Source organism: Mesorhizobium huakuii, from assembly GCF_014189455.1.
GTDB lineage: Bacteria > Pseudomonadota > Alphaproteobacteria > Rhizobiales > Rhizobiaceae > Mesorhizobium > Mesorhizobium huakuii_A.
Genome location: NZ_CP050296.1, coordinates 5,722,121 through 5,746,423, shown reverse-complemented (window position 1 = coordinate 5,746,423; position 24,303 = coordinate 5,722,121). Strand labels below are relative to the sequence as shown.

24 protein-coding genes and 2 pseudogenes are annotated in these 24,303 nt (G+C 62.7%); 9 read left to right on the top strand and 17 right to left on the bottom strand.

Features of this window, described 5'->3' with window-relative positions:
* Positions 1-164: 164 nt before the first annotated feature.
* On the top strand, positions 165-1,418 hold the full coding sequence (gene tyrS / locus HB778_RS27800) for a tyrosine--tRNA ligase (RefSeq protein ID WP_183458577.1): 1,254 nt from the start codon (positions 165-167) through the stop codon (positions 1,416-1,418).
* A gap of 237 nt (positions 1,419-1,655) precedes the next feature.
* Here the strand turns inward: tyrS and HB778_RS27795 are convergent, their stop codons facing one another.
* The 12 genes and pseudogenes from HB778_RS27795 to HB778_RS27745 form a co-directional block, all read right to left on the bottom strand.
* Positions 1,656-2,078, bottom strand: coding sequence for a hypothetical protein (locus HB778_RS27795; RefSeq protein WP_095201498.1), 423 nt, complete (start codon positions 2,076-2,078; stop codon positions 1,656-1,658).
* 130 nt (positions 2,079-2,208) lie between these two features.
* Positions 2,209-2,441, bottom strand: a pseudogene (locus tag HB778_RS41750) (GDCCVxC domain-containing (seleno)protein).
* A gap of 228 nt (positions 2,442-2,669) precedes the next feature.
* On the bottom strand, positions 2,670-3,227 hold the full coding sequence (locus HB778_RS27790) for a hypothetical protein (protein WP_183458575.1): 558 nt from the start codon (positions 3,225-3,227) through the stop codon (positions 2,670-2,672).
* Positions 3,224-4,009 carry a DsbA family protein gene (locus tag HB778_RS27785; RefSeq protein WP_183458573.1) on the bottom strand — a complete coding sequence of 262 codons (786 nt, stop codon included), beginning with the start codon at positions 4,007-4,009 and terminating at the stop codon, positions 3,224-3,226. Before HB778_RS27785 ends, HB778_RS27790 begins: the two co-directional genes overlap by 4 nt.
* A 22-nt stretch (positions 4,010-4,031) precedes the next feature.
* On the bottom strand, positions 4,032-4,493 hold the full coding sequence (locus HB778_RS27780) for a copper chaperone PCu(A)C (protein WP_183458571.1): 462 nt from the start codon (positions 4,491-4,493) through the stop codon (positions 4,032-4,034).
* Positions 4,490-4,909 (bottom strand): hypothetical protein, encoded by a 420-nt coding sequence (locus HB778_RS41745; protein WP_244661651.1) that lies wholly within the window; start codon positions 4,907-4,909, stop codon positions 4,490-4,492. The genes HB778_RS27780 and HB778_RS41745 overlap by 4 nt, the downstream gene beginning before the upstream one ends.
* 13 nt (positions 4,910-4,922) lie before the next feature.
* Positions 4,923-5,456, bottom strand: a complete 534-nt coding sequence (locus HB778_RS27770) for a TlpA family protein disulfide reductase (RefSeq protein ID WP_244661650.1) — start codon at positions 5,454-5,456, stop codon at positions 4,923-4,925.
* 6 nt (positions 5,457-5,462) lie between these two features.
* Entirely contained in the window at positions 5,463-5,903 is a 441-nt protein-coding gene (locus HB778_RS27765; protein ID WP_183458569.1) for a DUF411 domain-containing protein, read from the bottom strand.
* A 33-nt stretch (positions 5,904-5,936) separates the two neighbouring features.
* Positions 5,937-6,377 (bottom strand): DUF411 domain-containing protein, encoded by a 441-nt coding sequence (locus HB778_RS27760; protein ID WP_183458567.1) that lies wholly within the window; start codon positions 6,375-6,377, stop codon positions 5,937-5,939.
* A 31-nt stretch (positions 6,378-6,408) separates the two neighbouring features.
* Complete coding sequence (locus HB778_RS27755; protein ID WP_244661649.1) at positions 6,409-7,779, bottom strand: multicopper oxidase family protein; 1,371 nt, start codon at positions 7,777-7,779, stop codon at positions 6,409-6,411.
* 202 nt (positions 7,780-7,981) lie between these two features.
* Complete coding sequence (locus HB778_RS27750; protein ID WP_244661648.1) at positions 7,982-8,332, bottom strand: hypothetical protein; 351 nt, start codon at positions 8,330-8,332, stop codon at positions 7,982-7,984.
* A 148-nt stretch (positions 8,333-8,480) separates the two neighbouring features.
* Positions 8,481-11,858, bottom strand: coding sequence for a DUF3971 domain-containing protein (locus HB778_RS27745; RefSeq protein WP_183458565.1), 3,378 nt, complete (start codon positions 11,856-11,858; stop codon positions 8,481-8,483).
* A gap of 95 nt (positions 11,859-11,953) precedes the next feature.
* Here HB778_RS27745 and HB778_RS27740 point away from each other — a divergent pair, with 95 nt between their 5' ends.
* Positions 11,954-12,421: a peroxiredoxin gene (locus HB778_RS27740; RefSeq protein WP_183458564.1), complete on the top strand. Its 468-nt coding sequence runs from the start codon at positions 11,954-11,956 to the stop codon at positions 12,419-12,421.
* 38 nt (positions 12,422-12,459) lie between these two features.
* Here the strand turns inward: HB778_RS27740 and HB778_RS27735 are convergent, their stop codons facing one another.
* Both HB778_RS27735 and HB778_RS27730 read right to left on the bottom strand, forming a co-directional pair.
* Positions 12,460-13,602 (bottom strand): GNAT family N-acetyltransferase, encoded by a 1,143-nt coding sequence (locus tag HB778_RS27735; RefSeq protein WP_183458562.1) that lies wholly within the window; start codon positions 13,600-13,602, stop codon positions 12,460-12,462.
* Positions 13,599-14,597 (bottom strand): sterol desaturase family protein, encoded by a 999-nt coding sequence (locus HB778_RS27730; RefSeq protein ID WP_183458560.1) that lies wholly within the window; start codon positions 14,595-14,597, stop codon positions 13,599-13,601. The genes HB778_RS27735 and HB778_RS27730 overlap by 4 nt, the downstream gene beginning before the upstream one ends.
* A 307-nt stretch (positions 14,598-14,904) precedes the next feature.
* On the opposite strand from HB778_RS27730, the gene HB778_RS27725 reads away from it, so the two are divergent.
* The 7 genes and pseudogenes from HB778_RS27725 (at position 14,905) to HB778_RS27695 (ending at position 21,744) form a co-directional block, all read left to right on the top strand.
* Positions 14,905-16,209 carry a M23 family metallopeptidase gene (locus tag HB778_RS27725; protein ID WP_183458558.1) on the top strand — a complete coding sequence of 435 codons (1,305 nt, stop codon included), beginning with the start codon at positions 14,905-14,907 and terminating at the stop codon, positions 16,207-16,209.
* A 277-nt stretch (positions 16,210-16,486) separates the two neighbouring features.
* Positions 16,487-17,927: pseudogene (locus HB778_RS27720) on the top strand (FAD-binding oxidoreductase).
* The gene (locus tag HB778_RS27715) at positions 17,924-18,667 is read left to right on the top strand and encodes a FadR/GntR family transcriptional regulator (RefSeq protein WP_183458557.1); all 744 of its coding nucleotides are present in this window, start codon (positions 17,924-17,926) and stop codon (positions 18,665-18,667) included. Before HB778_RS27720 ends, HB778_RS27715 begins: the two are co-directional and overlap by 4 nt.
* The gene (locus HB778_RS27710; protein WP_183458555.1) at positions 18,664-19,107 is read left to right on the top strand and encodes a VOC family protein; all 444 of its coding nucleotides are present in this window, start codon (positions 18,664-18,666) and stop codon (positions 19,105-19,107) included. Before HB778_RS27715 ends, HB778_RS27710 begins: the two co-directional genes overlap by 4 nt.
* An 83-nt stretch (positions 19,108-19,190) precedes the next feature.
* The gene (locus HB778_RS27705) at positions 19,191-20,219 is read left to right on the top strand and encodes an ABC transporter substrate-binding protein (RefSeq protein WP_183465248.1); all 1,029 of its coding nucleotides are present in this window, start codon (positions 19,191-19,193) and stop codon (positions 20,217-20,219) included.
* Positions 20,219-20,992: an ABC transporter ATP-binding protein gene (locus HB778_RS27700; protein WP_183458553.1), complete on the top strand. Its 774-nt coding sequence runs from the start codon at positions 20,219-20,221 to the stop codon at positions 20,990-20,992. The genes HB778_RS27705 and HB778_RS27700 overlap by 1 nt, the downstream gene beginning before the upstream one ends.
* Positions 20,989-21,744, top strand: coding sequence for an ABC transporter permease (locus HB778_RS27695; protein WP_183458551.1), 756 nt, complete (start codon positions 20,989-20,991; stop codon positions 21,742-21,744). Before HB778_RS27700 ends, HB778_RS27695 begins: the two co-directional genes overlap by 4 nt.
* Before the next feature lie 58 nt (positions 21,745-21,802).
* Here the strand turns inward: HB778_RS27695 and HB778_RS41740 are convergent, their stop codons facing one another.
* From HB778_RS41740 to HB778_RS27685, 3 genes are read right to left on the bottom strand one after another with little or no spacing between them, the layout of a single operon-like run.
* The gene (locus tag HB778_RS41740; protein WP_244661647.1) at positions 21,803-22,378 is read right to left on the bottom strand and encodes a M20/M25/M40 family metallo-hydrolase; all 576 of its coding nucleotides are present in this window, start codon (positions 22,376-22,378) and stop codon (positions 21,803-21,805) included.
* Positions 22,305-23,042: a M20 metallopeptidase family protein gene (locus tag HB778_RS41735; protein WP_244661646.1), complete on the bottom strand. Its 738-nt coding sequence runs from the start codon at positions 23,040-23,042 to the stop codon at positions 22,305-22,307. The genes HB778_RS41740 and HB778_RS41735 overlap by 74 nt, the downstream gene beginning before the upstream one ends.
* A complete protein-coding gene (locus HB778_RS27685; protein WP_183458549.1) occupies positions 23,029-24,207 on the bottom strand; it encodes a M24 family metallopeptidase in 1,179 nt (392 codons plus the stop codon). The genes HB778_RS41735 and HB778_RS27685 overlap by 14 nt, the downstream gene beginning before the upstream one ends.
* Positions 24,208-24,303 lie beyond the last annotated feature (96 nt).

The following is a 24,303-nucleotide window of genomic DNA, read 5'->3' as shown; positions in this document are numbered from 1 at the left end:
ATCTGACGCAAAATCGGATTCCACTTTTGCTGATCGCGAGTTCCTGATTGAAGCGCGATCTGCCGCAAAACCGGATTCCACTTTTGCTGATCGCGCTTGGATGCTAAACGCGCGCCTTCATATAGGCCGCATCAGACCGGCTGGACGCTTTCGGGAAACAAAATATGCCTGCCTTCAAATCCGATTTCCTGCGCACGATGAGCGAGCGCGGCTTCATCCACCAGATTTCGGATGAGACCGGCCTCGACCAGCTTTTCGCCAAGGAAACGGTCACCGCCTATGTCGGCTATGACGCCACCGCCACCAGCCTGCATATCGGCAATTTGATCTCCGCGACCATGCTTTACTGGCTGCAGGAAACCGGACACCGGCCGATCGCGCTGATGGGCGGCGGCACGTCGATGATCGGCGACCCGTCCTTCCGCGACGACCAGCGCAGCCTTTTGACGCCCGAAGCGATCGCCACCAACATCGAAGGCATCAAGCGCATCTTCGGCCGCATCCTGCGGTTCGGCGACGGCCCGAGCGACGCCATCATGGTCAACAACGCCGACTGGCTGATGAAGCTCAACTATGTCGAGTTCCTGCGCGACGTCGGCCGGCATTTCTCCGTCAACCGCATGCTGACCTTCGACAGCGTCAAGTTGCGCCTCGACCGCGAGCAGTCGCTGTCGTTCCTCGAATTCAACTACATGATCCTGCAGGGCTACGATTTCGTCGAGCTCGCGCGGCGCCAGAACTGCCGCCTGCAGATGGGCGGGTCGGACCAGTGGGGCAACATCATCAATGGCGTCGATCTCGGCCACCGCATGGGCACGCCGCAGCTTTACGCCCTGACCACGCCGCTGCTCACGACATCATCCGGCGCCAAGATGGGCAAGTCGGCGAAAGGTGCGGTCTGGCTCAACGGCGACCTCTTCTCGCCCTATGATTTCTGGCAGTACTGGCGAAACACCGAGGACGCCGATGTCGAGCGCTTCCTGAAGATATTCACCCGCCTGCCCCTAGATGAGATCGCGCGCCTTGCTGCCCTTGGCGGCTCCGAAATCAATGAGGCCAAGAAGATCCTGGCCACGGAAACGACGGCGATCGTCCATGGCCGCGAGGCCGCGAACCAGGCCGAGGAAACCGCGCGCAAGACCTTCGAGGAAGGGGCGCTCGCCGATACATTGCCGACCGTCGGGGCCGACAAGGCAGCGCTTGAGGCCGGCGTCGGCATCCTGTCGCTGCTGGTCACTGCCGGGCTGGCATCGTCCAACGGCGAGGCGCGGCGGCACATCCAGGGCGGCGCGGTGCGCATCAACGACCAGTCGGTCAGCGACGACCGTCGCATGGTCACGCTTCAGGATCTGAGTCCGGAAGGTGTCGTGAAGCTCTCGCTCGGCAAGAAGAAACACGTGCTGGTCCGGCCGAGCTGACCATCTGTCAGGAGTGCGGCATTCGGATCATTCGCAATCGCAAAAGCTTCCAGGGGTTCGCGAACCTGACCGGAGCGTACTTACTTGAAGGCGGCGGCCGGATGTGACGCGACCGATCATCCGGCCGGGGATTCCTTAGGGCGTTTCACCGTTTCACAGAAACGGCGAACCGCTCTATCTCCTTGTTTTGACGCAATTCCGGACGGAAAACCGTTTCACACTTTTCCTGGAATTGCTCTAGGCAGGTATCAGCATGGCGATGCGATGCACCCCGACCTCCTTGCTTGTATTCGTCGCCTCATCGGTCTTGCCCTTGGAGCAGGTGTATACGTCACCCACCTTGAGCTTGAATTCCTTGTCCGCTTTCTTGATGGTGAATGCGCCGGAAGTAATGGTGCATACCATGTCGTTGTCCATCACGGTTTGAGGCGCGTGTGCTCCGGGCTGAAAGACCACATCGACAATCGAGATGCTCTTATAGGCGGGAATGTCGGAATTGCCGGTGCCGACCTCAACCACTCTAACACCGGGCGCAATCTCCTTGCCATCCTTCGGGCCGTACTTCTTGGTCTTTGCAGATGCTGCCAGGGTGAACAAAGGCGATACCGCGGCGGCAGTCACACCGAGAGCTATTGCAGACCTGCGATTCATGGTTTTCATCGCATCCTCCCTAGATGATGGTCACGCACGAAAGTGCATGACCATCATATATTAGCACTACCGCAGATAAACTGCAGAGGATTCCGCAAGCGTAAGGCCGGCGTCGCGCTAACTTCGCCGGAGGACGTCGTCAGCCGCGACAATCTCCGTCGCCACGGGATGCGAGCCGTCCCCGCGCCTCCTGGACCGGTGGGCACGGCACATCTCCAAAGGAGCAGAAAACGCAACAATCCCCTGCCTTTGGCCGAAGCAGCGTCGCGCACCCCTGCACTCGTAGAAGAACTGGCAGGCGTCGCGCGGCATAGTTTCACAAGCCCGAAATCCGCAATGCGGACAGGTAAGGGTGGATGTGAGCTGCGTCATCACTTGCACCCTGCCAATCCGATCAGGTTCGCAGATATTTGACGAGCGCCGCGATCGCGAGCAGAAGGGCGACCCAACACCAGGACCCAGATGAGGGCCATACCGCCCATCATCCCCATGCTACCTGAACCCCCCATCATGGCCATCATCCTCCAAGGCCGGCTAAAGCGCGACTTCGCTGGTGCCGACTGGCAATTGCGCGGTGAGTAGGTCGCCGTCAACCCAGTCTTACATCCCCCCGCCGCAGCCATCGGAAAGGTTCCACACGTCGACGATCTGCTCGCCGGTGAAGCCGTGCTCGTGGAGCAGGTATTTCGCCAGTCCGCCATACACCTTCCAGCGCCAGCATGGACAGCAGCAGGGGCCCTTCTCCTCGGAATTGGCCATCGCGAAGTCATAGGCCTTCTGCTCGTCGCCGGTGAGCTTCAGATCGTAGTAGGGCATCATCCGCTGCGCTGTCGCCGCCGCTATGTCGTACGGATCGCCGGGGATCATCGGGATGGCGCGATACTTGGCGAGCCCCCTCACCTGCTCGACATAGCGTTTCATTTCCATCGGGCTGCAACATGAGCCCGTGATCCGCGACACCGCCGGCATGGTCGCGATCGACTCCGTGAATTTGGCCGAGCAGGTGCTGTTGCCGTTCTGGCTGAGCTCCTTGAACCGCTTGGCCAATTCCGGATCGTCGGCGGCGATTGCCAAATCGGGTTGCGTTAGAAAGCCCGCAGCCGTAGCGACGCTAAACACGCCAAGAACGATGGTGCGCCGGTTAGGGGTGTTGGTCATTTGCCGGCCCTTGCTTGCCTGATCAACTTCTTCATCGTCTCAAGATCGGTCGCACCCGGAAAAATCTGATCGCCAACGACGAAGCCTGGCGTTCCCGTGATCTTCAGCGCCTGTGCCAGGTCCGTGTTGCGATCGATCAATGCCTGGATGTCGGACTGCTGCATATCGCTCTTCATCCGCTCGACATCGAGCCCAGCCTCACCAGCGATCCTGAGCACGACCGCTTCTGTCACTCTTGTTCGGGACGCATAAAGCGCCTTGTGGAATTCCTGATATTTGCCCTGGCGTTCGGCCGCTAGCGCTGCCTTGGCCGCGAACAGGGAGTCCGGGCCGAGTATGGGGAACTCCTTGTAGACGATTTTGAGCTGGGGATCGCCAGCGACGGCCTGATCCATGATCGGCGCCATCACCCGGCAATAGGGGCAATTATAGTCGAAGAATTCGACCAGCGTGACATTGCCGTCAGGGTTGCCGCCGATAGGGTTCTGCTTGTCGCGGAAGATGTCGTCGGCGCGCGCCTTGAGCACCTGCTTCGCCTGGGCTGCCTCTGCTTCGCGCTGGCGCTCGTCCAGGCTTTGCAGGGCCTGCACGAGAACTTCCGGATGTGCCAGTATGTAGTCGTGTATCCTCTGGTCGAGCTGGTCCTGGGACATTTCGCCGGCCGCGAACGCCATCCCTCGGGCGCCCTGAAAGCTTGGATTGAGCAGAAGCCATCCAGTCAGGCCGGCAAGCAGGAGCCTGCGAGCCAGCCAGCCACACCGATGCGCTTGTCTGGTAATCATAGGTGTTTCTCCTTGTAAGGGCTCATTGTCCGCCAAGTTGCGCCGTCGCACCGATCCCCAACACCTGGGCATCCACTTCGATCGCGTCGGCTTTCTCGAACGTCAGGGTGAGCGGCACGGTCTCACCCTCCTTGAGTTGGTGCTTCAGCCCAAGCAGCATCATGTGGATGCCGCCAGGCTTGAAGATGACCGGGACGCCGGGATGTAACTCGATAGCCAAAAGCCGGGTCATCTTCGCCACGCCATCATCGACGGCCATGGCGTGAAACTGAATTTTCTCGGCGACTGGACTCGTCACGGTCAGCAGACGATCTTCACCGGGGCCGCGATTTGTCACCGTAAGATAGCCTCCGCCGGTGACCGCCATATTGGGTGTTGCCCGCGCCCAAGCCTTTTCGACCACGATCTGGTTCGACGCGGCGACGGCATCGCCGACGTTCAGCAGACCAAGGGCCAGCATGACAGTTGCGTAGATGGTTCTCACTGCTTCACTCCTACATTCGACGATCGGTGATCAGATCGAACACTTTGGCAGCAGCGTGCATCGCCCGCGCTGATCGGTCCTACCAAGTTAGAGGCCGTCAGCCTTGTGGCCGTCGGCCCGTCGTCAGTCGGAACTCCGAGATCGGTTGCTGATTGCTGTCTGCCGGACGATCCGCCTGCTATCCGGTTCATGCACAGGCCAAGCGCGCACATTGCGAGGCAGGGCAGCAGGCTGAGCAGCACCGGCGCGATGCCTGCGGCGACCAGCCATGACCATTTGAAGGCAAGGCCGGCGGCAACGATGACCGCGCCGGCCGCGATCAGGCCACGCCGACCACGGAGATAGGGGCGAACCGCCGGGAGGAAGTCGCGGCGCGACGAAGTCTCGCCGGCCTGGGTCAGTTCAGTGGTGCTCATGTCATTTCCTTTCTCATTTGGCGGCGATACGGCCGCGGATGAAGTCGACCATGTCGGGTGCATCCCAATCGGCCGGGCCGATCAGCCGGCCGATTTCCTTGCCGTCACGATTGATCAACAGGGTCGTCGGCAGGCCAACCGCGCCGAGCGCGAAGATGGTCTTGGCCGAAATGTCGATGTTCAGGTCAAGGTGTGTAATGCCGATATCGGCATAGAATTTCTTCACGGCGTCCGGGCCTTTTTGGTCCATGGACAACGCGACGACCTCGAAGTCCGGCCCGCCGAGCTTGGCCTGCAGCCGGTCGAGCGTCGGCATCTCCTTGCGGCAAGGCGCGCACCATGTCGCCCAGATGTTGAGCAACACCACCTTGCCGGAATAATCGGCGAGCGTTTTCGGCTGGCCGGCGGCATCCATGAAGCTGATCGCCGGCACCGCTGCAGGCGCTTCCAGAACGGCAAGATTCTGCGGCGCCTCCGCCGCCCTGGTGGGCAGCGGAATCGCCAGCAGCAAGCCGATCAGCATGATGGCCTGTTTGCTTTTGTTCACGGGTGCTTACTCCGTGGCGTAGACGGTCGGCGCCTTGCCGTCCTTGGTGAAGGCGTAGATCGTCCAGGTCTCGCTTTTTTCACCGCCCATGCCGGGTGCGCCCGCCGGCATGCCGGCCAGCGTAATGCCTGATATGGCGGGACGTTCCGTGAGCAGCTTCTTGACGATCTCGACCGGCACCAGGCCGTCGACGACATAGCCGTCGACCATCAGCGTGTGGCAGCCTTCGAGGTCGGCGGGCACGCCGGCATCGCTGCTGATCTGCGAAAGGTTGTTGACCGGCTTGATCTCGACCTTGAAGCCGTTGTGCTCCAGGTAGTTGGCATAGGATTCACAGCAGCTGCATTGCGGGTTCTTGTACATCACCGCATTGATGGTCGCCGCGAATGCGGGCAGCGGTGTTGCGATCAGTGCGGCAAGAGCAGCGAGGCGGTAGGTCAGCTTCATTGAAATCTCCATTAGTTGCAGAAATTCAGGCCGTTACTCCGTCGCGTAGACGGTCGGCGCCTTGCCATCCCTGGTGAAGGCGTAAATCTTCCAGCTCTCGGTTTTCTGGCCGCCCATCCCTGGCGACCCCATCGGCATGCCGGCCATCGCGATGCCGGTAATGGCGGGGTGCTCGGCGAGCATCTTCTTGACCACGTCGACAGGTACGAAGCCGTCGACCACGTAGCCACCGACGACGACGGAATGGCAGCCTTCGAGATCGGCCGGAACGCCAAGTCTGGCACTCACCTGAGACAGATCGTTGGTCGGCTTGATGTCGACCTTGAAGCCGTTCCGTTCGAGATAGGCTGCGTACGTCTCGCAGCAGCTGCAGCTCGGGTTCTTATACATCACGGCGTCGATCGTCGCCGCGAATGCGGGCATTGGGGTTGAGATCAACACGGCAAGGGCGGCGAGGCGATAGGTCAGCTTCATTGCAGTTCTCCTTTGATGGTTTGGTTCAAATTTATTTCACGCGGAACACGGTCATCAGGCCGGCCATCTGGTGGTCGGCGACATGGCAGTGCAGCATCCAGTCTCCGGGATTGTCGGCGACGAAGGCGCATTCGATCACATCCTTTGGGGCCATCAGCACCGTGTCCTGCCACTGCCGGTGCGGCGTCGGCGCGCCGTTGCGCGACAGCACCGACAGGCTGAAGCCGTGGATATGCATGGGATGCCACCAGGCGGTTTCGTTGCGCATGGTGAGGTGGCAAGAGGCGCCCCGCTCGAGCATGAACTGTGGCGTCATGCCGGCATCGCCGTCGCCGGTCATCGACATGCCGTTGATCGCCCAGGCGGCGCCACCGTTCATGCCGGGCATTCCCATGCCCGGCATGCCGCCGACGCCGGCGAGCTTGCCGCCGCCCATCATGCCGCCCTGCAGCACGATCTCCTGGCGCATGGCGTTCGCCAGGTCCGGCTCGGGCAACGGATTTCGCGGCAGGCCGACAGACGCATCGAGCGGATGCGCACGGAGCGGAGACACCTTGTCATAGACAAGGTTGGTCAGCGTATAGGCAAGCCCGTCATAAAAGTCGTCGATTACAGCATGCCGGCTGCCGGGGTCGCCCTGCATGTCGAGCACGATGTCGATGCGCATGGCCGGCGCCAACAGCAGACGGCCGTTCTCCGGTTCATGCGGGTCGCAGGGCTGGCCGTCGATGGCGACGACGACCGGCCGGTGACCTTCAAAGCGCAGTGCCATCATGCGGGCAAGCGCGGCATTGACGAGCCGCAGCCTGACACGCTCGCCGGCTCTCACGCCGAGTTCGGCTGGAGCCCTACCATTGATGGTGACGGCATTGCCGACGCGGCCGGACATCGACGCATCCATCGCGCCGCCGAAGCCGCCGGCGATCTGCCCGTCGGCGGCGAGCCGCCAGTCCTGCAGCAGCCATAAAAGATCACGATCGACGAGGACGGGCTCCGCTTCGTCGACAATGAGCGGTCCAGCGAGCCCGCGGCCGAGCTGCACCAGGCTGTCCGTGTGGGGGTGATACCAGAAGGTCCCGGCATCGGGCGGCGTGAATTCGTAGACGAATGTCTCGCCCGGTTTGATGGGTGGCTGGGTCAGGCCTGGAACGCCGTCCATGGCGTTCGGCAGGCGGATGCCGTGCCAGTGGACGGTCGTGTCTTCGTCCAACCCGTTCTCGACGGTGATACGGACCGACCGCCCTTGCCGCAGGCGCAGCGTCGGACCGGGAACGGCGCTGTTGTAGGCCCAGACAGCAGTTGATGGACCGTCACTGCCGCCGAGCCGCGTTTGGCCCGGCGCGATCTTGATTGAGCGTTCGTCGACGGTGGAGGCGCGTGCGGGAGGCAGCGAAGCGGACACGGCAAGCCCCGCCCCCCGCGACGAGAAGGTCTCGGCGCGAAATGTGGTATTTGAAATCGGAGTTCACCCTTCTGACCCTTTGCGATCTCGATCGATGGCGGGCATGCCGGCATCGACCTGGATTGGCATGCGCGCCCACGGCGCAACGATGCGCGCGGGCGATCAGGCGCCGGGAATCAGCCGTGATTCGGCTGAAACGGCGTCAGGCGCTGGGTCTGGGAGGGTAAGGATCGGGCAGAGAACTTCGCCCGTGAAGGAACGGGGTGGCCAAGGCCGATGGCTGCTGCATCGAAGGAACCGGCGTTACCCTGAAATCCTGCGGCAGCAGGGCAAGCGCTGGCGCTATGCAGATCGGCGGACACTGCATCGGCCCGCCTTTATCGCTCGTGTCCTTCAGGCAGGCGTTGCAATCGCCCTTCATGGGTGTCTCGGCCATTTTGCCCATGCCCGTATCGCCTGGCATCGCCATTGCGCCCGCCATGCGGACTGACATGATGCTGGCCTGGGCAGCGGACAGGCTGAACCCCGCAGTCAGGAAGACCGCGAGCAGCATGACCAAAAGATGTTTTGGCGAAAGCCGAGCCATAGCCCACTCAGGCTGACGGCAAAGCATGGCTTTTGCAAGTCCCAAGCCCGTGATTGGCCGATGGTGCGACATCAAGGCTGGAACCTGGCGTGGGTTTTGGCGGCACATGGCAGGTTTACCGATACTCGAAGATCGACCTGAATATGCCCGGCGCGATCACCGACAGCGGGTTGATGTCGAGCACCGGCTTGTTGGCATTGCCCCTCAGCCTATAGGTGACGCCGATCAGGCCGCGGTCGCGGCCGTTGCCGAGAAGCGCGCCGACGATCGGCAGTTCGCCGAAGATGCGGTTGAGGCCGTAGACCGGCATGAAGGTGCCGGTCATGTCCATATTGTTGTTCTGATCGTAGAGGATGCCCTGGAACGTCGTGCCGATGCGCGGGCCGCGCAGCACGCCATTGGCCAGCTTCAGATAGCCGCTGCCTTTCTCGATCTCGGCATAGCCGCGCTCGAACTTCACCCGCGACGTGTCGAGATTGCCCTTGACCGCCTGGTTGAGGCTGCGGTTGTCGCCGGCCGGCGTGGTCGAGACGATGGAGGCGAGTTTTGGTTCGTTGACGATGAAGAAATTGCTGGTGTCGACCTTGCCCTTCATCGGCCCGTCGCCGGCCCCCGTGAGCGCCAGCGTGATCGAGCCGCCTTCCATATGCTCGTAGACATTGAGGAACCTCAGGATCGCGCCGGCGTCCGCTGACTGCACGTTGAGCGAACGCTGGCCACCGCCTGTGGTGTTGCTGATGGTGATGGCAGCGCCCGAGCTTGCCGTGGCGCTGACCTTCAGCCCGTTCACCCTTGAACCCGCAGCGCTGTAGTCGAGCTTCAAATTGGACAGCTGCTCATCGTGGAAGCCGGTGAGCTGCTCGACGTCGGCGCTGACCGAAATGTTGTCTGTTCCGGTCGTCTTGGTTGCGGTGTCCACATCGGACGTGAACTGCTTGATGAGCGAACGGGCGTCGAGTGCGTTGCCATTGATGTCGACCGCATAACCCTTGCCCGATCGCTTCACCGAAATCGCGACATCGTCACCCCGGTTCAGAGTGACCTTGCTGAATTTGGCCGACGACAGGGCGCCGTTGACCAGCACGATGCTGCCCTCGATGGAGAATGTTTTGCCATCAAGGTCGAAATCGGACAGTGTCGTGGTGTCGCCGGCCTTGGTCATGACGAAGGTGACGTTGGCTGGAACCCCTGCCCCCTTGCTCCAGCCGGCCCAGGGAATGTCCAGCCTGGCATTGGTCAGGTCGGCCGAGACGTTCTGGTTGCCGCTGCCGCTCTTGTCGATCGCGACCTTCACCGTTCCGCCCAGAAGCGGCGTCAGGCCGGGCATGGCGGCGGCGCGGATCTTGTCGTCGAGCACAAGCGCCACCTTGCGGCTGCGCGCCGGCCCATCATCCGCCAGCGGCTCGACAAGATCGAGTTCGGCCGGAATGCCGTTCAGCGATGCCTTGGCGGAGATCACTGCCTTTTCGGGATCGACTGTGATCGAGCCGTCGGCATCGGTCACGGTCTGTCCATCGAATGGCTTGGCCAGCGACAGGCCGGTATAGTCGAGCGACACCAGCCAGTCGAGTTTCGAGGTGTCGACGCCGGACTGCAACGGAATGTCAGCTTTGACATGGCCGGTAACGCTGCCGGACAGATCCTCCGGCAGGAAGCCGACATGGCGCATGGCATTGATCGGTTCGTAGGAGGCGAGTTCGGCGACAGCCGGCGCCTCCCCCTCCACATCGATGTCGAGTGCGCCGATGACCGGCGGGTGGTTCGCCGCCTTGACGCTCAGTGTGCCGTTGCTGGCCGCCACGGTGCGGCCGCTGGGCATGAAGACGGTGCCCGAGGAGAGCGAAACATCGACGTCATTGCCGTGGAAGGCGACGACGCCGACCGCGTCGCGTATCGGCGGAATGCGGCCGGCGGTGTCAAAACGCGACCCTTCGATCTGGAAGCGGCCGAACACCTCGTCGACCGACAGCGGCACGCCGTTGCCGAGGCGATCCGGCACGACCTGGAACTGAAGATTGGCGTCGACGACGCGGCCGCCGAACAAATTGTTCAGCACCCAGAGCCGCGCATTACGTGCCGAAAACCACGGCCATAGCTGTTTGACGTGCGAGACCGGCATGTCATGCACGTTGAGCGCCAGATTGATCCCGGGGGCCTTGCCGTCAACGAAAGCCACAGCCGCGGTGCCGAGCACCTCGCCGGCAGCGGCGGACCGAACCGCTATCTGCTCAGCCACCAATTTATGGCTTCTGGTCTGATAGACGCCGGCAATGCGGGCGAGGAAGGTCAGCGCGGGCTCGGGCGATTCCGATGGCGCCAGGGTGGACCCGTCGCTGGTCAGGTCATAGCGATAAGCAGGCTCCTCACCGGCAGCGCCGGTCGAAGGCTTGGGTCCGATCGAGCCGGCGAAATCGAAAGAAGACCGACCGGTTTTCAGAAGCAGCTTGTCCACCTGGATCTTGTTGCTGCCGTCGACAAGCGTCGCATCGACGTCGAAATCGGCCGGCAGCAAGCCGCGCGTGCCAAGATCGAGCACGGAACCCGTCGACGACAGGGCGGCCGTCAGCCGTGACGCCGTGGTGCCGGCTCCTTCCGATCCTGTCAGCTTCAATGCGACCGCACCCAACTTCCCGGCACCGGCCGCGGTTTCGTCAGCCGCCAGATCGATGCTTGCATTCAGCGCCGTCACGCGGTGCGCCGCGATATCGCGGGTCGCGGTAGCGGCAAGGGTGACCTTTCTGCCATCGACATCCGCCTCGGAGGAAAACGCCATGCCGCCCGGCCCCGACTGTACGACGCTGGCGTCGGCGATCTTGATCCGTTTGATGGCTCCGGTTTCGGGCAGCACGAATTCGACATTGCTGAGGTCGATCCGGCGCAGCGAATCTTCCCGCACGGCGTCGAGCGCACGATGAATGTTGCCGAACACCGCGGCGGACAGTTTCTCTGGATCGACAAGGCCGTCCTCATTGCGCAATTCGGCCGTCCAGTCGCCGCCGGACGGCATCGCCGCCGTGACGATGTGGGCATCGGAGATCCTGGCACTGGTCAGCCGCACGTCACCCCAAAGCAGCGGTATCAGGCGGACGCCGAAGCGCACACGGCCGGCATCGGCCATGGGCTTGCCGTCGCTGGTCTCCAGACTGACATCGCTCACCTGGAGCGCGACGAAGCTCGAACTGTCGAGCGTGATGCGGGCCGGCCCGACCGCGACATGGACATCGACGCCGGCGAGTTTCTCGATGGCGGTTTCCGCCTCGATGCGCAGCCGGTCCGACCCGATGCCGGAAAGGCCGATGAGATAGATGGCCATCGCGGCCAGCAGCATGAACGCGACCACGCCGGCAAACACGCGCGACAGGATGCGGAAGCCGCGGCCGATCGACGCCTGACCGAGCGGTGGAACGCGGCACGCGGACGGCAGGGCGCCCAGGTCGGTGATCTCGTCACGCCTGAACCTGATCTTCTCGTGCTGCGGTTGCTCCTGATCCACGCAATCTTCCGTTGTACAAATTCGCTCGTGGACGAATCCCCGGTCGACACTATATCGGTGTGGCTTCGCGCGTAACCTCAAACAAGGGCATCGATATGGCTGACCTCGACGTGGGCGATCCCGCACCGCAGTTCGACCTGCCCCGGGATGGTGGCGGGTCTCTAAGCCTTTCGTCCTCGTCCGGCAAACCCGTCGTCCTCTACTTCTATCCGCAGGACGACACGACGAGCTGTACGCAAGAGGCAATCAGCTTTTCGCAACTGAAACCCGAATTCGAGAAGGCCGGCGCCGTCGTGATCGGTCTGTCCCCCGACAACGTCAAGAAGCACGACAAGTTCAAATCGAAATACAGCCTCACCATCGACCTCGCCGCCGACGAGGAGCGCAAGGTGATCGAGGCCTACCATCTGTGGGTCGAAAAATCGATGTATGGCCGCAAATACATGGGCGTTGAGCGGGCGACGTTCCTCATCGGCCGTGACGGGCGGATCGCCAGGATCTGGCGCAAGGTCCGGGTCAAGGGCCACGCGGAAGAGGTGCTGGAGGCCGTTCGCGCGCTTTGAGCGTCGCGCAATTCCGGTCGCGCCGAAATGAGGCGTCCTTACTCGTCGGGTGTTTCTGCCTTCGGCTTCGGCTGCCGCTGCGCTCGCCAGGATTTCGCAACATGGCTCACACGATCGGCCAGCGCGGCGAGATGACCGCGCAGGCCACGCGCGCCGATCATCGACGACAGCGTGACGGATTGGGTGGCGAAGCGCCGCTTGAAATCCTCGCCGCCGCAGAGAAAATCAACTTTGGCAAGGCCACGGTCGAGCGACCACTGGATATAATCCATCATCAGCACCATACCCGGCGAGGCGCGCTCATATTCGGGATCATAGGTGGTGACGAAAGCCATCATCGTGCCGTGCTGCTCGAAATTGATGGAGACGGCGACGATCGTGTCGTCAAGCTCCAGCACGAAGATGCGCAACAGCCCGAGCTCGGCCAGCACCGAAATAAGCGCGGCGAGAACGGGCGAGCCCTTGTCGAACAGGTCCGAAACGCGGCCATGCCGGACGAGCCAGACGCGCTTCAGCGCCGCGACCCGCGCAAGCACCGGTTCGCGCGGCTCGTCCGTATCCAGCAGGCGGAAACGCAATGCACCGCCTTCCTCCATGAACTTGCGGCCACGACGGTAGTTTTGCCGGGCCTTCTTGGACAGCGTCTCGAACCATTCCGCCCCACTCTGCCAGGGACCCGCGACACGGTAGCTGATTTCACTGCGGTGGTTGGGCCGAAGCGCCTTGCCATAGGCCGGGTCCAGGAGGCCACGAACACTGGCATCCGGCAGAAGACGGTTGAGATAGATCAGGTCAAAGCCGCCCTGGTCAAAAACATGCTGCCAGAGGCGGGCGATCGCCTGCGGATCGCTGTCGGGCGCAACCAGCGCATCGCCATAGTCGCTGTGATCCTTCGCCGCCCATTCGAGTATGCGGATGCCGGAGCGCTTGAAAGTAGCGAGCGCTATCACGCCATCGAGCCGGTCGCCGTTCCAGGCAAGCCCGATCCTGAGCGTGCGTCGCTCCTGATGCGGGGTGGTGCGCCACCAGGCCGCGATCCAGTCCGGGTGCTGGAAGACAAGCCCGCCGGCTCGCCGCCAGAGCACGGTCCAGGCCGGTGCGATCTCGGCCAGGCGTTCCGCCGATGTCACAACTTCAAAGGTGCGTGTCCGCGGGATGGCGAGCACGAAGGGAGCGTTCATGGCCGTGTCCCTTCCTCCGATGATCGTGAGGTCCGTGGCTTTCCGAGCCGGATGCGTCTGGCGATGTGCCTCCACATCCGCTTCAGCGGCATGACATAGAGGCCGGCGAGCGACTGGTAGTCGCGCACATCGCGGTCGACCAGCCCGAACTTGAAGTCCTCGTCGGGCTTCGGCACGCACAAAGTTCCGAAGAGCCGGTCCCAGAACGAGAAGAGCAGGCCGAAATTCTTGTCGTAGTGGCGTGGATCGGTGCTGTGATGCAGCTGGTGCCAATGCGGACACAGGACCACATTGTTGAGCGGGCCGAACGAGATCTTGAAGTGCGTGTGCCTGACGAAATCCATCATCAGGATGTTACGCATGACATAGACGTTGACGCCAAAGACGGTCAGTTCGACGAGGTTCAGCGAAATCAGCGACCAGATGCCGAAGCAGACGCCCACGATGACGCCGTCCCAGGCTCGATTCATCAGCTCGTCGAGCGGGTGGACGCGGTCCTTGGTGATGCCGACCATCACCTCGGCCGAGTGATGCACCTTGTGCAATTCCCAAAGTACGGGATAGCGATGCTGGGCAACGTGATAGAGATAATAGGAAATGTCGTAGGCGAGCAGCATGGTGATGGTGAAGACCAGCACCGTCACCGGCCCTGCCGGTCCCTCGACCAGCGGCGGCTGGAACTGGAAAAGTGTCGAAAACAGCCAATTGGTGGCGTAGCCCACCGCCGTGACGAAGACAATTCCGGCGGGCAGCATCAGGAAGGGCATCAGCGCCTTCTTCGTGACCCAGAACAGCAAATCGGCCTTCGCCGACGGATGGGTGATGACCTCGTGCGGAACGACGAACTCGAAGAACTCCTTCCAGCTCTTCTCCTCGACCGTGCGCCAATAGGCCACGAGCGCGCTGACAAGGGCAGTCATCAGCAAAAGCCCGGTCGCCAGCAGACTGGCGCCCGACAACTTGTCGAGGATCTTGCCAACCAGGTCGCTCAGCATTGCTGCCGCCATAATGAATCCCAAACCCCGCCACGCTTTTAATCGAAAACCGTCAATTAAACGCAATCGAAGACAGTTAAGGAAACCTAGACCTTAATCCGACGGCGACAGGCCGTTCTGCTGCCAGCAGATTGGTGCTCATCGCCAATGATTTCGTGGCGTTGCGCACGCTTCCTTGCCCGTTTTCATGCAACCTTTAGCCCGCGCCACGTGCATTCTTCGTCGCGCAGGTAACCCGGCAAGCCTTTGTTAACCCTAATAATGTGTAATCAAGCAGTCGTGGTGTCGTAAACGAAAGCTTGGTCCCGTGAACGCAACCGGTCAGTCCGCAGTCTTCGGCAGGCGCAAGGAACCCCACACGGTCATCATCGCCCGCGGCAATGAGATCAGGCACTTCACGATCCGGCCCTGGCTCGCGGCATTCATCGGCTCAGCCCTAGCCGCCATTGCCATCGGCTACCTCCTGGCTACGTCCTATCTCGTTTTGCGCGACGACCTGATCGGCGCCACCACCGCGCGCCAGGCGCGCATGCAGCAGGCCTACGAAGACCGCATTTCAGCACTTCGCGCCCAGGTCGACCGCATCACCAGCCGCCAGTTGCTCGACCAGCAATTGATGGAAAACAAGGTCAGCGAACTGATTGAACGCCAGACGCAGCTTAGCCAGCGTCACGGCCGTCTCGGCCCGCTGCTTGAACGCGCCGAAAATGATGTCGGAACGGCGCCAGCCGAAGATCCGGCAGCCGCTGCCAAGCCTGACAAGCATGCCGAGGTGACCGGCAGCATCACCAAGCCCGCGCAAAACTACGCAGTGGCCAGCCTGAGCGCCGACCTCGGCGCTGCCGACACCAGGCCGTTCTCCTTGTGGTCGACCCGCTCGGAGCCGCTGCCCAATGATTCAGCCGCCGATCGTGCCGACAAACTGTTCGTCTCCATCAACCAGTCGCTGAAATCCATCGAGAGCGAGCAGCTTAGCCGCATCAATACGCTCGCCGACAATGCCTACAAGAGCGCCGACGCGATCACCCAGGCACTTCAAGCGGCCGGCTTGCCGGTCGACAGCGATTTCGGCAAGAACGAGAGCGATGTCGGCGGACCGCTTATCCCGCTCAACAGTTCGATGATGTTCGACAGCAAGGTCAAGGAACTGGACGAAGCGCTGGACACGCTCGACCATCTCAAGAAGGAAGCGCGCCAGCTGCCGCTTGCCAACCCCGCCCCCGGCCATTCCGTCACCAGCCCATTCGGCGTGCGCACCGACCCTATCCTCGGCACCGCGGCGCTGCATTCCGGCATGGATTTCAGGGCGCCGATCGGCATGGAAGCCAAGGTGACGGCACCCGGCATCGTCACCAAGGCCGGCTGGAACGGCGGCTATGGCCGTATGGTCGAGGTCGATCACGGCAACGGCTTTGCGACCCGTTACGGGCATCTCAGCGAAATCGACGTGACTGTTGGCGAGAAACTGGACGCCGGCGCCGTCATCGGCAAGACCGGGAGCAGCGGTCGATCGACCGGCCCGCATCTGCATTATGAAGTGCGCCATAATGGCGAAGCGATCGACCCCTTGCGCTTCCTCACCGTCGGCAAGAAGGTCGCCCAATACCTCTGAGCTGCGCCAGCCCTGACCTGATCGGCATCAATACCTCTCGAACCAAATCTGCCCTGCTCTGCAGGCAATCCGGATCTGGGTGATCGCTGTCCGTGTTGGCCTCGACTGTCAGCCGACCGCTTCGGCTCCTCTCTGAGCAGCGACCTAGCCAGCACCTCATCCCAACGTGCTGGCAAGCGACTTGTCCACGGCGGTTCGCCCCTGCCGGTGTTGACACAATTCCAGTTGTAGGATGATATGTATAACCATACGCCACAACATCAGTGCCGACCCGATAATGACCATTCACGGCATCTCGCCTGACGTTCTCGCTGCCTTGGAGCATGTCCTGGGGCAAGGCGGCGTGGCTGCTGATGCGGCCGACATGGCGAAATACCTCGTGGACTGGTCCGGCGATCATCGTGGCGGCGCCCTTGCCGTGCTGAAACCGGCGTCGGTCGCCGAGGTTCAGGCCGCGGTGCGGCTGTGCGGCACGCTTGGGCTGGCGATGATCCCGCAGGGCGGCAACACCGGGCTTGTGGCGGGCGCGATCGACATCGGCACGGCGCACGGCGCGGTGGTGATCAGCCTGGAGCGGTTGAACAGGATCCGCTCTGTCGACTCCGACAATTTCATGCTGCAGGCGGATGCCGGTTGCATCCTGCAAAACATCAAGGATGCGGCAGACGAGCAGGACTGCCTGTTTCCGCTGGCGCTCGGCGCGCAAGGCAGCTGCCAGATCGGCGGCAATGCCGCGAGCAACGCCGGCGGCGTCAACGTGCTGCGCTACGGCATGGCCCGCGACCTCATCGTCGGGCTGGAAGTCGTGCTGCCGGATGGCGAATTGTGGAGCGGCTTTTCCGGCCTGCGCAAGGACAATCGCGGCTATGACCTGAAGCAGTTCTTCATCGGCGCCGAAGGCACGCTTGGCATCATCACCGGCGTCGAGGTCAAACTGTTTCCGAAACCCGGCAGGGTCGAAACCGCCTATCTGGGCCTTCCCTCATTCGAGGCCGCAATCACACTGTTCAGGCAAGCCCGGCGCGAATGCTCCGACCTGATATCCGCCTTCGAGATCATCGGCGCGGAATGCATGGAGCTGGCGCGGCTCGTCGACCCGAACATCGTCACGCCGGTGGATGCGCCGGTCCATGTGCTGATCGAATTGTCGTCGAGTGCGGCTATCGATTTACGCAGCCTGCTGGTGAGTTTCCTCGCCGGCACAATGGAAAAAACAACTCATCATTGACGCCGTTCTGGCCGAAAGCGGCGCACAGGCCAGAGCGTTCTGGGCCATTCGCGAGGGGCTGGTCGAGGGTCAGGCCAAGCGCGGCTACCACGTGCGCACCGACCTGTCGGTGCGCATCTCCGACATTCCCGCGCTGATCGCCCAGGCCCGCGATCTTATCGCACTGCAGCATCCGGGGTGGACTTCCCAGGCCTATGGTCATGCCGGCGACGGCAACATCCATTTCAACGTCCTGCCGCCGCTCGAGCTGGCCGAGCTCGACGCCCGCGCCAGGGGCGCGGCCATCACCGCCGGGCTCTACGACATCACCAATGCGCTCGGCGGCTCGATCAGCGCCGAGCACGGCATCGGACGCACGCGCCAACGCGTCTATTGGGCTGGATTGTCACCAGTCCAGCGCCGACTGGTCAGCACGCTGAAAGATGCGCTCGATCCGAACAGGCTGATGAATCCCGGCTGCCTCTTTCCCGCGACGGAGACTTTTTCATGAAACAAAGACTGGCCGCCATCGGCACTGTCGAGGCATTGCCGCATCGGGTCGCGGCGTTCCTCAGCCGCGAGATCGAGTCCGGCGACCTCAATCCGGGCAGCCTCTTACCGACGGAGCAGCAACTTTCGGAAAAATTCGGCGTCAGCCGCAACGTCGTGCGCGAGGCGATCGCCCAATTGCGTGCCGACGGCATGGTGGAGGCGCGGCAAGGCATCGGCTCCTTCGTCCTGGCGCCGGAGCAGCGCGCGGCGATCCGCATCGACCGCGAGACGCTGAAGGAGGGGCAGAACATGGAGCGGCTGTTCGAGCTGCGCTGTATCCTCGAGGCGGAATCCGCCGCCCTTGCCGCCGAACGCCGCGAGCAGGAGCATCTCGATGCCATCAAGGCCGCGCTCGACCGGATGAGCGGCGAGGAGCGCTGGGAAGACGGCAGCATCGACGCCGATCTGCTGTTTCACCGCGAGATCGCCCGGGCGACCGGCAACAGCTACATCCACACCTTCATTTCCTTCGTCTGCGAACAGATCCGCCGCTCGATCTATTACGCCCGGCAAACCAACCCCCTGCATGACCTGGTGGAAGTCAATGTCGGCGAACACGTGCGTATCTACGAGGCGCTGGTCGCCGGCGACCCGGCAAAAGCCGAGGCCGCGATGCGCGCGCACATCATCGGCGCGGCCAACCGTGTCGGCGTCAAGCTGCCGTCTGCTCGCGGCGAACGCACCGGCGGCGGGAAATGAGCATGGTTGTCGCCAGCATCACCCGCATCTCCGACGTCTGCCTTCTCGTCGAGAATATCGAGCGGACGGTGGAGTTCTATGTCGACAAGCTCGGCTTCCGCTTGCGACGCCGCGCCGAGGGTTTCGCCGACTTCCACAGCGAGGGCGTGACGCTGGCGGCCTGGGAGATCGACCATATCGGCCAGCATGCCGGCGTCTCCAAGCTGAAGTCGCCGCGCCATGCGCACAAGGTCTGCGTCGCCGTCCAGCTCGACGCGCCCGACGAGATCGACCGGCTGTATGCCGAGCTGATGGCAAAGGGCGTGCCGTTCTACGGCCCGCCCGAAAACTACGTCTGGAATGCGCGCTGCGCCTATTTCACCGACCCGGACGACACGCTTTGGGAACTCTACGCCTGGCTCGACGGCGGCCCCGGCGACTACCACGACGAACAGCCGTAGACGACCCGCGCCAAGGGAACGGCGCGCAATGAAGAGACGAGACAGTCTTGCAACAGGAGCGAAAAATGAATGGGAATTACGACATGAACCGCCGCAGCTTCATGAAGTCCGGTCTGGCGGCAGTTGCCGTGGCATCGGGCGGAATGCAGCTGGTGCTGACGCCGGGTGCGAAGGCCGCCGGCAAGGTCGTCATCCAGTTTGACTGGCTGATGTCCAACGGCCAGATCGGCGACATCATCGCTGTCGCCAATGGCTATTTCAAGGATGCCGGGCTCGAGGTGGAATTCAGCCCGGGCGGTCCGAACGCCTCGACTGTGCCGCCGGTGATTTCGGGCGCGGCCCAGCTTGGCCAATTCTCCGAAACGCCACAGCTGTTTGCCGCACGCGCCAGCGGCGTGCCGGTGAAGATCATCGCCTGCGGCTTCCGCACCGGCCCCTACGCGCTCACCTCAAAGGCCTCGAATCCAATCAAGGGCGTGGCCGACCTCAAGGGCAAGAAGATCGGCATCCAGCCGACGGCGCGTTTCGTCATGGACGAGATCCTGGCCAAGAACGGCATGAGCGCGTCCGACCTCACCGTCATCAATGTCGGCTTCGACAAGGGGCCGCTGGTGCGTGGCGATGTCGACGCCATCGGCGGCTGGATCACCAACACGCAGGCGCTCAGCGTCGTCGGCGACGACCGCATCGACCTTCTGGTGCGCGACCTCGGCCTGAATTCCTATGCCGATGTCTATTTCGCCACCGACGCGGCGATCGAAAAGGACCCGGGCACGCTGGCCAAATTCATCGGCGCGGTCGCCAAGGGCTGGGGTTGGGTGCATGCCAACCCGCAGGAGGCGGTGAAGAAGATGGTCGCCGCCTACCCCGAAATGGACCTCGGCTGGGAAGAGAAGACCGTCAACCTGGTTCTGAAACTGTCCTTCGACGGCGCGACGGCCAAGGACGGCTGGGGCACGTTCGACCCCGCCTCGATCGAAGAGCAGCTGGCGCTGCTCGACAAGGTCGGTCAGTACCCGAACGGACGTCCGAAGGCGGCCGACGTCTACACCACCAAGATCCTCGAACTTTCGGCTGCCGACCGGCCGAAGCTCGACGCGCCCGCCGCCTGATGGCGAACGCGATCGAAGCCAGCAGGCTGGATGTCGGCTATGGCGGCCGCCAGGCGGCCGTCAAGGTGCTTTCCGGCCTCGACCTCAGCGTCGAGGCCGGCTCCTTCCTGTCGATCCTTGGGCCGTCCGGCTGCGGCAAGTCGACCTTGCTGCGCGTGGTCGCCGACCTGCTCGACCCGCTCGGCGGCACAATCAGCGTGCTTGGCGACACGCCGCATGCGGTGCGCTCGCGCCGCGATGTCGGCTTCGTCTTCCAGGATTCGACCCTGCTGCCCTGGCGCACGGTGCGCGACAATGTGCGCCTGCCGCTTGGCGTCGGGCAGGGCAGCCTGACCCGCAAGATCGAGGACCGCAGCGAGGAGTTGCTGGAGCTGATGGGGTTGGCCGGCTTCGGCGAGCGCCTGCCGCATCAACTCTCCGGCGGCCAGCGCCAGCGTGTGGCGATTGCCCGCGCCTTGCTGGGTCAGCCGAAGCTGCTGCTGATGGATGAACCGTTTGGGGCGCTGGACGAGATCACCCGCGACCGGCTCAACGACGAGTTGCTAAACCTGTGGCGGCGCACGGGCACGACGATCCTGTTCGTCACCCATTCGATCGCCGAAGCCGCCTATCTCGGCGAACGGGTTATCGTTCTGGCCGCCAATCCGGGGCGGCTGGTTAGGGATTTGGACCTGCGGCCGCTCAAGCAGGACGGCAACCGCTGCACGCGCGAAGACCCGGCAATCGTCGCCGCCATGGCGGAGCTGCGGACCGCGCTGGAGCAGGCATCATGAGGCCCGCACCGCTCTCGCCACAAATGGCAATAGCCCTGCCCGTTCTCGGCGCGGCGTCACTGCTTCTCGCCTGGCAGTATCTGCTGCCGCTGCTCGGCGTGCCGGCCTATATCGTGCCGACCCCGACCGCAATCTTCGGCGTCTTCCAGAAGAATTTCGCGCTGCTTATGGACAATCTCAGGCCGACGCTGATCGAGGCGCTGGCCGGCTTCGTCATCGGCAATCTTGCCGCCGTGCTGCTGGCGGTCCTGTTCGTGCACAACCGCATCCTGCAGGCCACCTATTTTCCGATCGTGCTGTTCTTCAACACGATTCCGATCCTGGCGTTGTCGCCGATCATCATCCTGATCTTCGGGCTCGGCATGACGCCGAAGATCGTCATCGCGGCGGTGATCTGCTTCTTCCCGACGCTGGTGAACATGATCCGCGGCCTGGATTCGGCCAGCGACAATGAGCACGAGCTGTTCCGTGTCCTGTCGGCGACCCGTTCGGAGATTTTCTGGAGCCTGCGCCTGCCCCGCGCGCTGCCGATGCTGTTCTCCTCGCTCAGGATCGCCTCGGCGACGGCGGTCATCGGCGCCATCGTTGGCGAATGGATCGGCTCGGACAAGGGCCTCGGCGCGCTGATCATCCAGGCGAGCTTCAACTACCAGTCGGACCGGCTTTACGCGGCGATCGTGCTGTCGTCCTGTCTGTCGATCGTGCTGTTCTGTGCCGTGGTGTTGGTCGAGCGCCAGGTCATCAAATACTAAACAAGCATGTCACCGGCTCGTGCAAGCCGTGCACGAGCCGATCTTTGGATCGCTTTGATCAGTCGGTATTTTCCGGCTGCGCCGACAGAAATCCGGTTGCCGCCGCAACCAGCGTGGCCGCGCCGATTTTCAAGGCGGCCTCGTCGACGCGAAATTTGGGATGGTGAAGCGGAAAGACCGATCCGACCGCCTCGTTGCGGATGCCAAGGCGGAAGTAGACCGATGGGCGCTTCTCGCTGTAGTAGCCAAAATCGTCGGCAATGGTCCATCCGGGTGTGTTGAGAACATTGTCGGCGCCGATGCAGGACCTGCCGCTGGCGGCGATCAGTTCCGCCATCCCGCCGTCGTTGACGACACCCGGCTCGCCCTTGTGAATATCGAGTTGCACATTGGCGCCGTGGCTCGCCGCCATGCCCTCCAGGATTTCGCGAACGCGGCGCCAGGCCCGCTCTCGGGTCGCGTCACTGCCGCTGCGGATGGTGCCTTTCAGAGCCACTTTGCCGGCGATCACATTGTAGGCGCTGCCGCCATTGATGCCGGTGACTGAAATGACCAGGGGATCATAGGGGGTCGATCTCGCGCGAGACGATCTTCTGCAATTCGCCGACCATGGAGCAGGCCACGGCAATCGCATCGATGCCCTCATAGGGTTTGGCCGCGTGGGCGGCCTCGCCGATGACAATTGCATCGAACGTATCGCATGCCAGAGTGTAAGGACCTGAACGGACCGCGATCTTGCCGGACGGCGTATACGGATCGACGTGAAGGCAGATTGCGGCATCGATATCGTCGAGCAGCCCCTCTTCCACCACACGTTTGCCGCCCGAGGGCGAGTCCTCTTCGGCCGGCTGGAAGATCAGGCGGACCGTCCCGCCAAAATCGGCCCTTGATCTCTGCAGATGCGCGGCAACCGCGAAGCCCATCGAGGCGTGGGCATCGTGACCGCAGGCATGCATGACGCCGGGATTGGCCGAGGCATAGTCGACGCCGGACTCTTCCTCGATGGGCAACGCATCGATGTCGGCGCGAATGGCAATCTTTCGGTTCGAAGGCTTGCCGGTGCCAACGATATCGACGGCAAGGCCAAAGCCCGCGACGTCGCGAATGTCGGCGATTCCCTCGCCGGCCAGCATCTGCCTGAGATAGCGTTGTGTGTTTTGCTCGCGGTTCGACAGTTCCGGATTGCGGTGCAAATGGCGCCGGATCTCGATCATCTGGTCGAGAATTGCAGAGTCGATATCGACTGCACCGGGACTCGCAGCACCGCCTGCCATGGCCGAACCATCAGGATTTGACATGAATCTCTCGCGGGAACTTCGTCAGGGTCTCATGGCCGGTTTCAGTGACCAGAATGGTCTCGCTGACCTCGATGCCCCAGCCGTCCATCCACATGCCGAGGATAGAATGGATTACGTTGCCGGGCTGAAGCACCGTCTTGTCACCCGGCCTGAGGCTGATCGTATGTTCGCCCCAGTCCGGCGGATAGGCGACGCCAATGGAATAGCCGATGCGTGACTCCTTCTTCAGTCCGTAGCGCTGAATGACCTTGCGCCATGCAGCTTCGACCGCCTCGGCCGTCGTTCCCGGCCTGACCGCATCGAGCACCGCGTCCATGCCCTCGATCACCGCCTTCGCCGTATCCGCGACACGCGTCGGCGTCTTGCCAAGCTGCATCGTTCTCGCCAACCCCGCGGCATAGCGGCGACAGACGCCGGCGAGTTCCAGCGCAATCGTCTCGTTGTCCCCGAACCGCCGATCGCTCCACATGATGTGCGGGGCCGAAGCATTCTCGCCACCGAGGATTGTCGGCGGAAGTGCCGTGATGTCACCGGCGAAGTCAGGGCTGCCGGCGATCTGCGCCGCCTGGATGGAAGCGATAGCATCGCATTCGCGCACGCCAGGCGCGATCACCTCGTAGGCCCGCGCCACCGCCGCTTCGGCCAAGGTCGAAGCCTTGCGCAGATAGGCGATTTCTGGTGTCGATTTGACCGCGCGGATCCAGTTCACCAGCAGATCGGCGTCGTGCCATTTCGCGTTGGGAAGGCCGGCGACAAGGCGGGCATGCGCTTTCGGCGAGAAATAATAGGCTTCGAGTTCGATGCCGATATGCCTGTTTCCCCATCCTTTGGCGACGATCCAGCTCGCGATCCAGTCCATGGGGTGGCGGTCGGCGCGCTGAACGTGATCCTCCGGGAAGCCAACGACATTCTCGGGCTTCATCCAGGCCGTCAGCAGACCGCCGGCCGCATCCATGGCGCGCCCGATCCAGACCGGCTCGACCTCCTCCAAGGGAACCAGCACCACCTGCGGCGTGTAGAACGACCAGCCATCATAGCCGGTGATGTAGTGCTGGTTGGCGACGTCGTTGACGATAAGGAGTTCGAGACCGCGCTTCGCCATCTCGGCGCGGATCTTGCGTAGCCGCTGCTGGTACTCGTCGCGGGCAAACGGCAGTTCGATCATCTCTACTCCATGCTGTGTTCAACGGTTGCGAGGCTTGCCCACCATTGAAGCGGTTTCGTTATGGCGGCAATCGGCCAAGGGCGACAGGTAAACAGG

Excerpts from the sequence above, each read along its gene's own strand:
- tyrS (WP_183458577.1), top strand. The coding sequence starts at position 165 with ATGCCTGCCTTCAAATCCGATTTCCTGCGCACGATGAGCGAGCGCGGC.
- HB778_RS27795 (WP_095201498.1), bottom strand. The coding sequence starts at position 2,078 with ATGAAAACCATGAATCGCAGGTCTGCAATAGCTCTCGGTGTGACTGCC.
- HB778_RS27790 (WP_183458575.1), bottom strand. The coding sequence starts at position 3,227 with ATGACCAACACCCCTAACCGGCGCACCATCGTTCTTGGCGTGTTTAGC.
- HB778_RS27785 (WP_183458573.1), bottom strand. The coding sequence starts at position 4,009 with ATGATTACCAGACAAGCGCATCGGTGTGGCTGGCTGGCTCGCAGGCTC.
- HB778_RS41745 (WP_244661651.1), bottom strand. The coding sequence starts at position 4,909 with ATGAGCACCACTGAACTGACCCAGGCCGGCGAGACTTCGTCGCGCCGC.
- HB778_RS27765 (WP_183458569.1), bottom strand. The coding sequence starts at position 5,903 with ATGAAGCTGACCTACCGCCTCGCTGCTCTTGCCGCACTGATCGCAACA.
- HB778_RS27760 (WP_183458567.1), bottom strand. The coding sequence starts at position 6,377 with ATGAAGCTGACCTATCGCCTCGCCGCCCTTGCCGTGTTGATCTCAACC.
- HB778_RS27750 (WP_244661648.1), bottom strand. The coding sequence starts at position 8,332 with ATGCTGCTCGCGGTCTTCCTGACTGCGGGGTTCAGCCTGTCCGCTGCC.
- HB778_RS27740 (WP_183458564.1), top strand. The coding sequence starts at position 11,954 with ATGGCTGACCTCGACGTGGGCGATCCCGCACCGCAGTTCGACCTGCCC.
- HB778_RS27735 (WP_183458562.1), bottom strand. The coding sequence starts at position 13,602 with ATGAACGCTCCCTTCGTGCTCGCCATCCCGCGGACACGCACCTTTGAA.
- HB778_RS27730 (WP_183458560.1), bottom strand. The coding sequence starts at position 14,597 with ATGCTGAGCGACCTGGTTGGCAAGATCCTCGACAAGTTGTCGGGCGCC.
- HB778_RS27715 (WP_183458557.1), top strand. The coding sequence starts at position 17,924 with ATGAAACAAAGACTGGCCGCCATCGGCACTGTCGAGGCATTGCCGCAT.
- HB778_RS27710 (WP_183458555.1), top strand. The coding sequence starts at position 18,664 with ATGAGCATGGTTGTCGCCAGCATCACCCGCATCTCCGACGTCTGCCTT.
- HB778_RS27705 (WP_183465248.1), top strand. The coding sequence starts at position 19,191 with ATGAACCGCCGCAGCTTCATGAAGTCCGGTCTGGCGGCAGTTGCCGTG.
- HB778_RS27700 (WP_183458553.1), top strand. The coding sequence starts at position 20,219 with ATGGCGAACGCGATCGAAGCCAGCAGGCTGGATGTCGGCTATGGCGGC.
- HB778_RS27695 (WP_183458551.1), top strand. The coding sequence starts at position 20,989 with ATGAGGCCCGCACCGCTCTCGCCACAAATGGCAATAGCCCTGCCCGTT.
- HB778_RS41740 (WP_244661647.1), bottom strand. The coding sequence starts at position 22,378 with ATGCGATTGCCGTGGCCTGCTCCATGGTCGGCGAATTGCAGAAGATCG.
- HB778_RS41735 (WP_244661646.1), bottom strand. The coding sequence starts at position 23,042 with ATGTCAAATCCTGATGGTTCGGCCATGGCAGGCGGTGCTGCGAGTCCC.
- HB778_RS27685 (WP_183458549.1), bottom strand. The coding sequence starts at position 24,207 with ATGATCGAACTGCCGTTTGCCCGCGACGAGTACCAGCAGCGGCTACGC.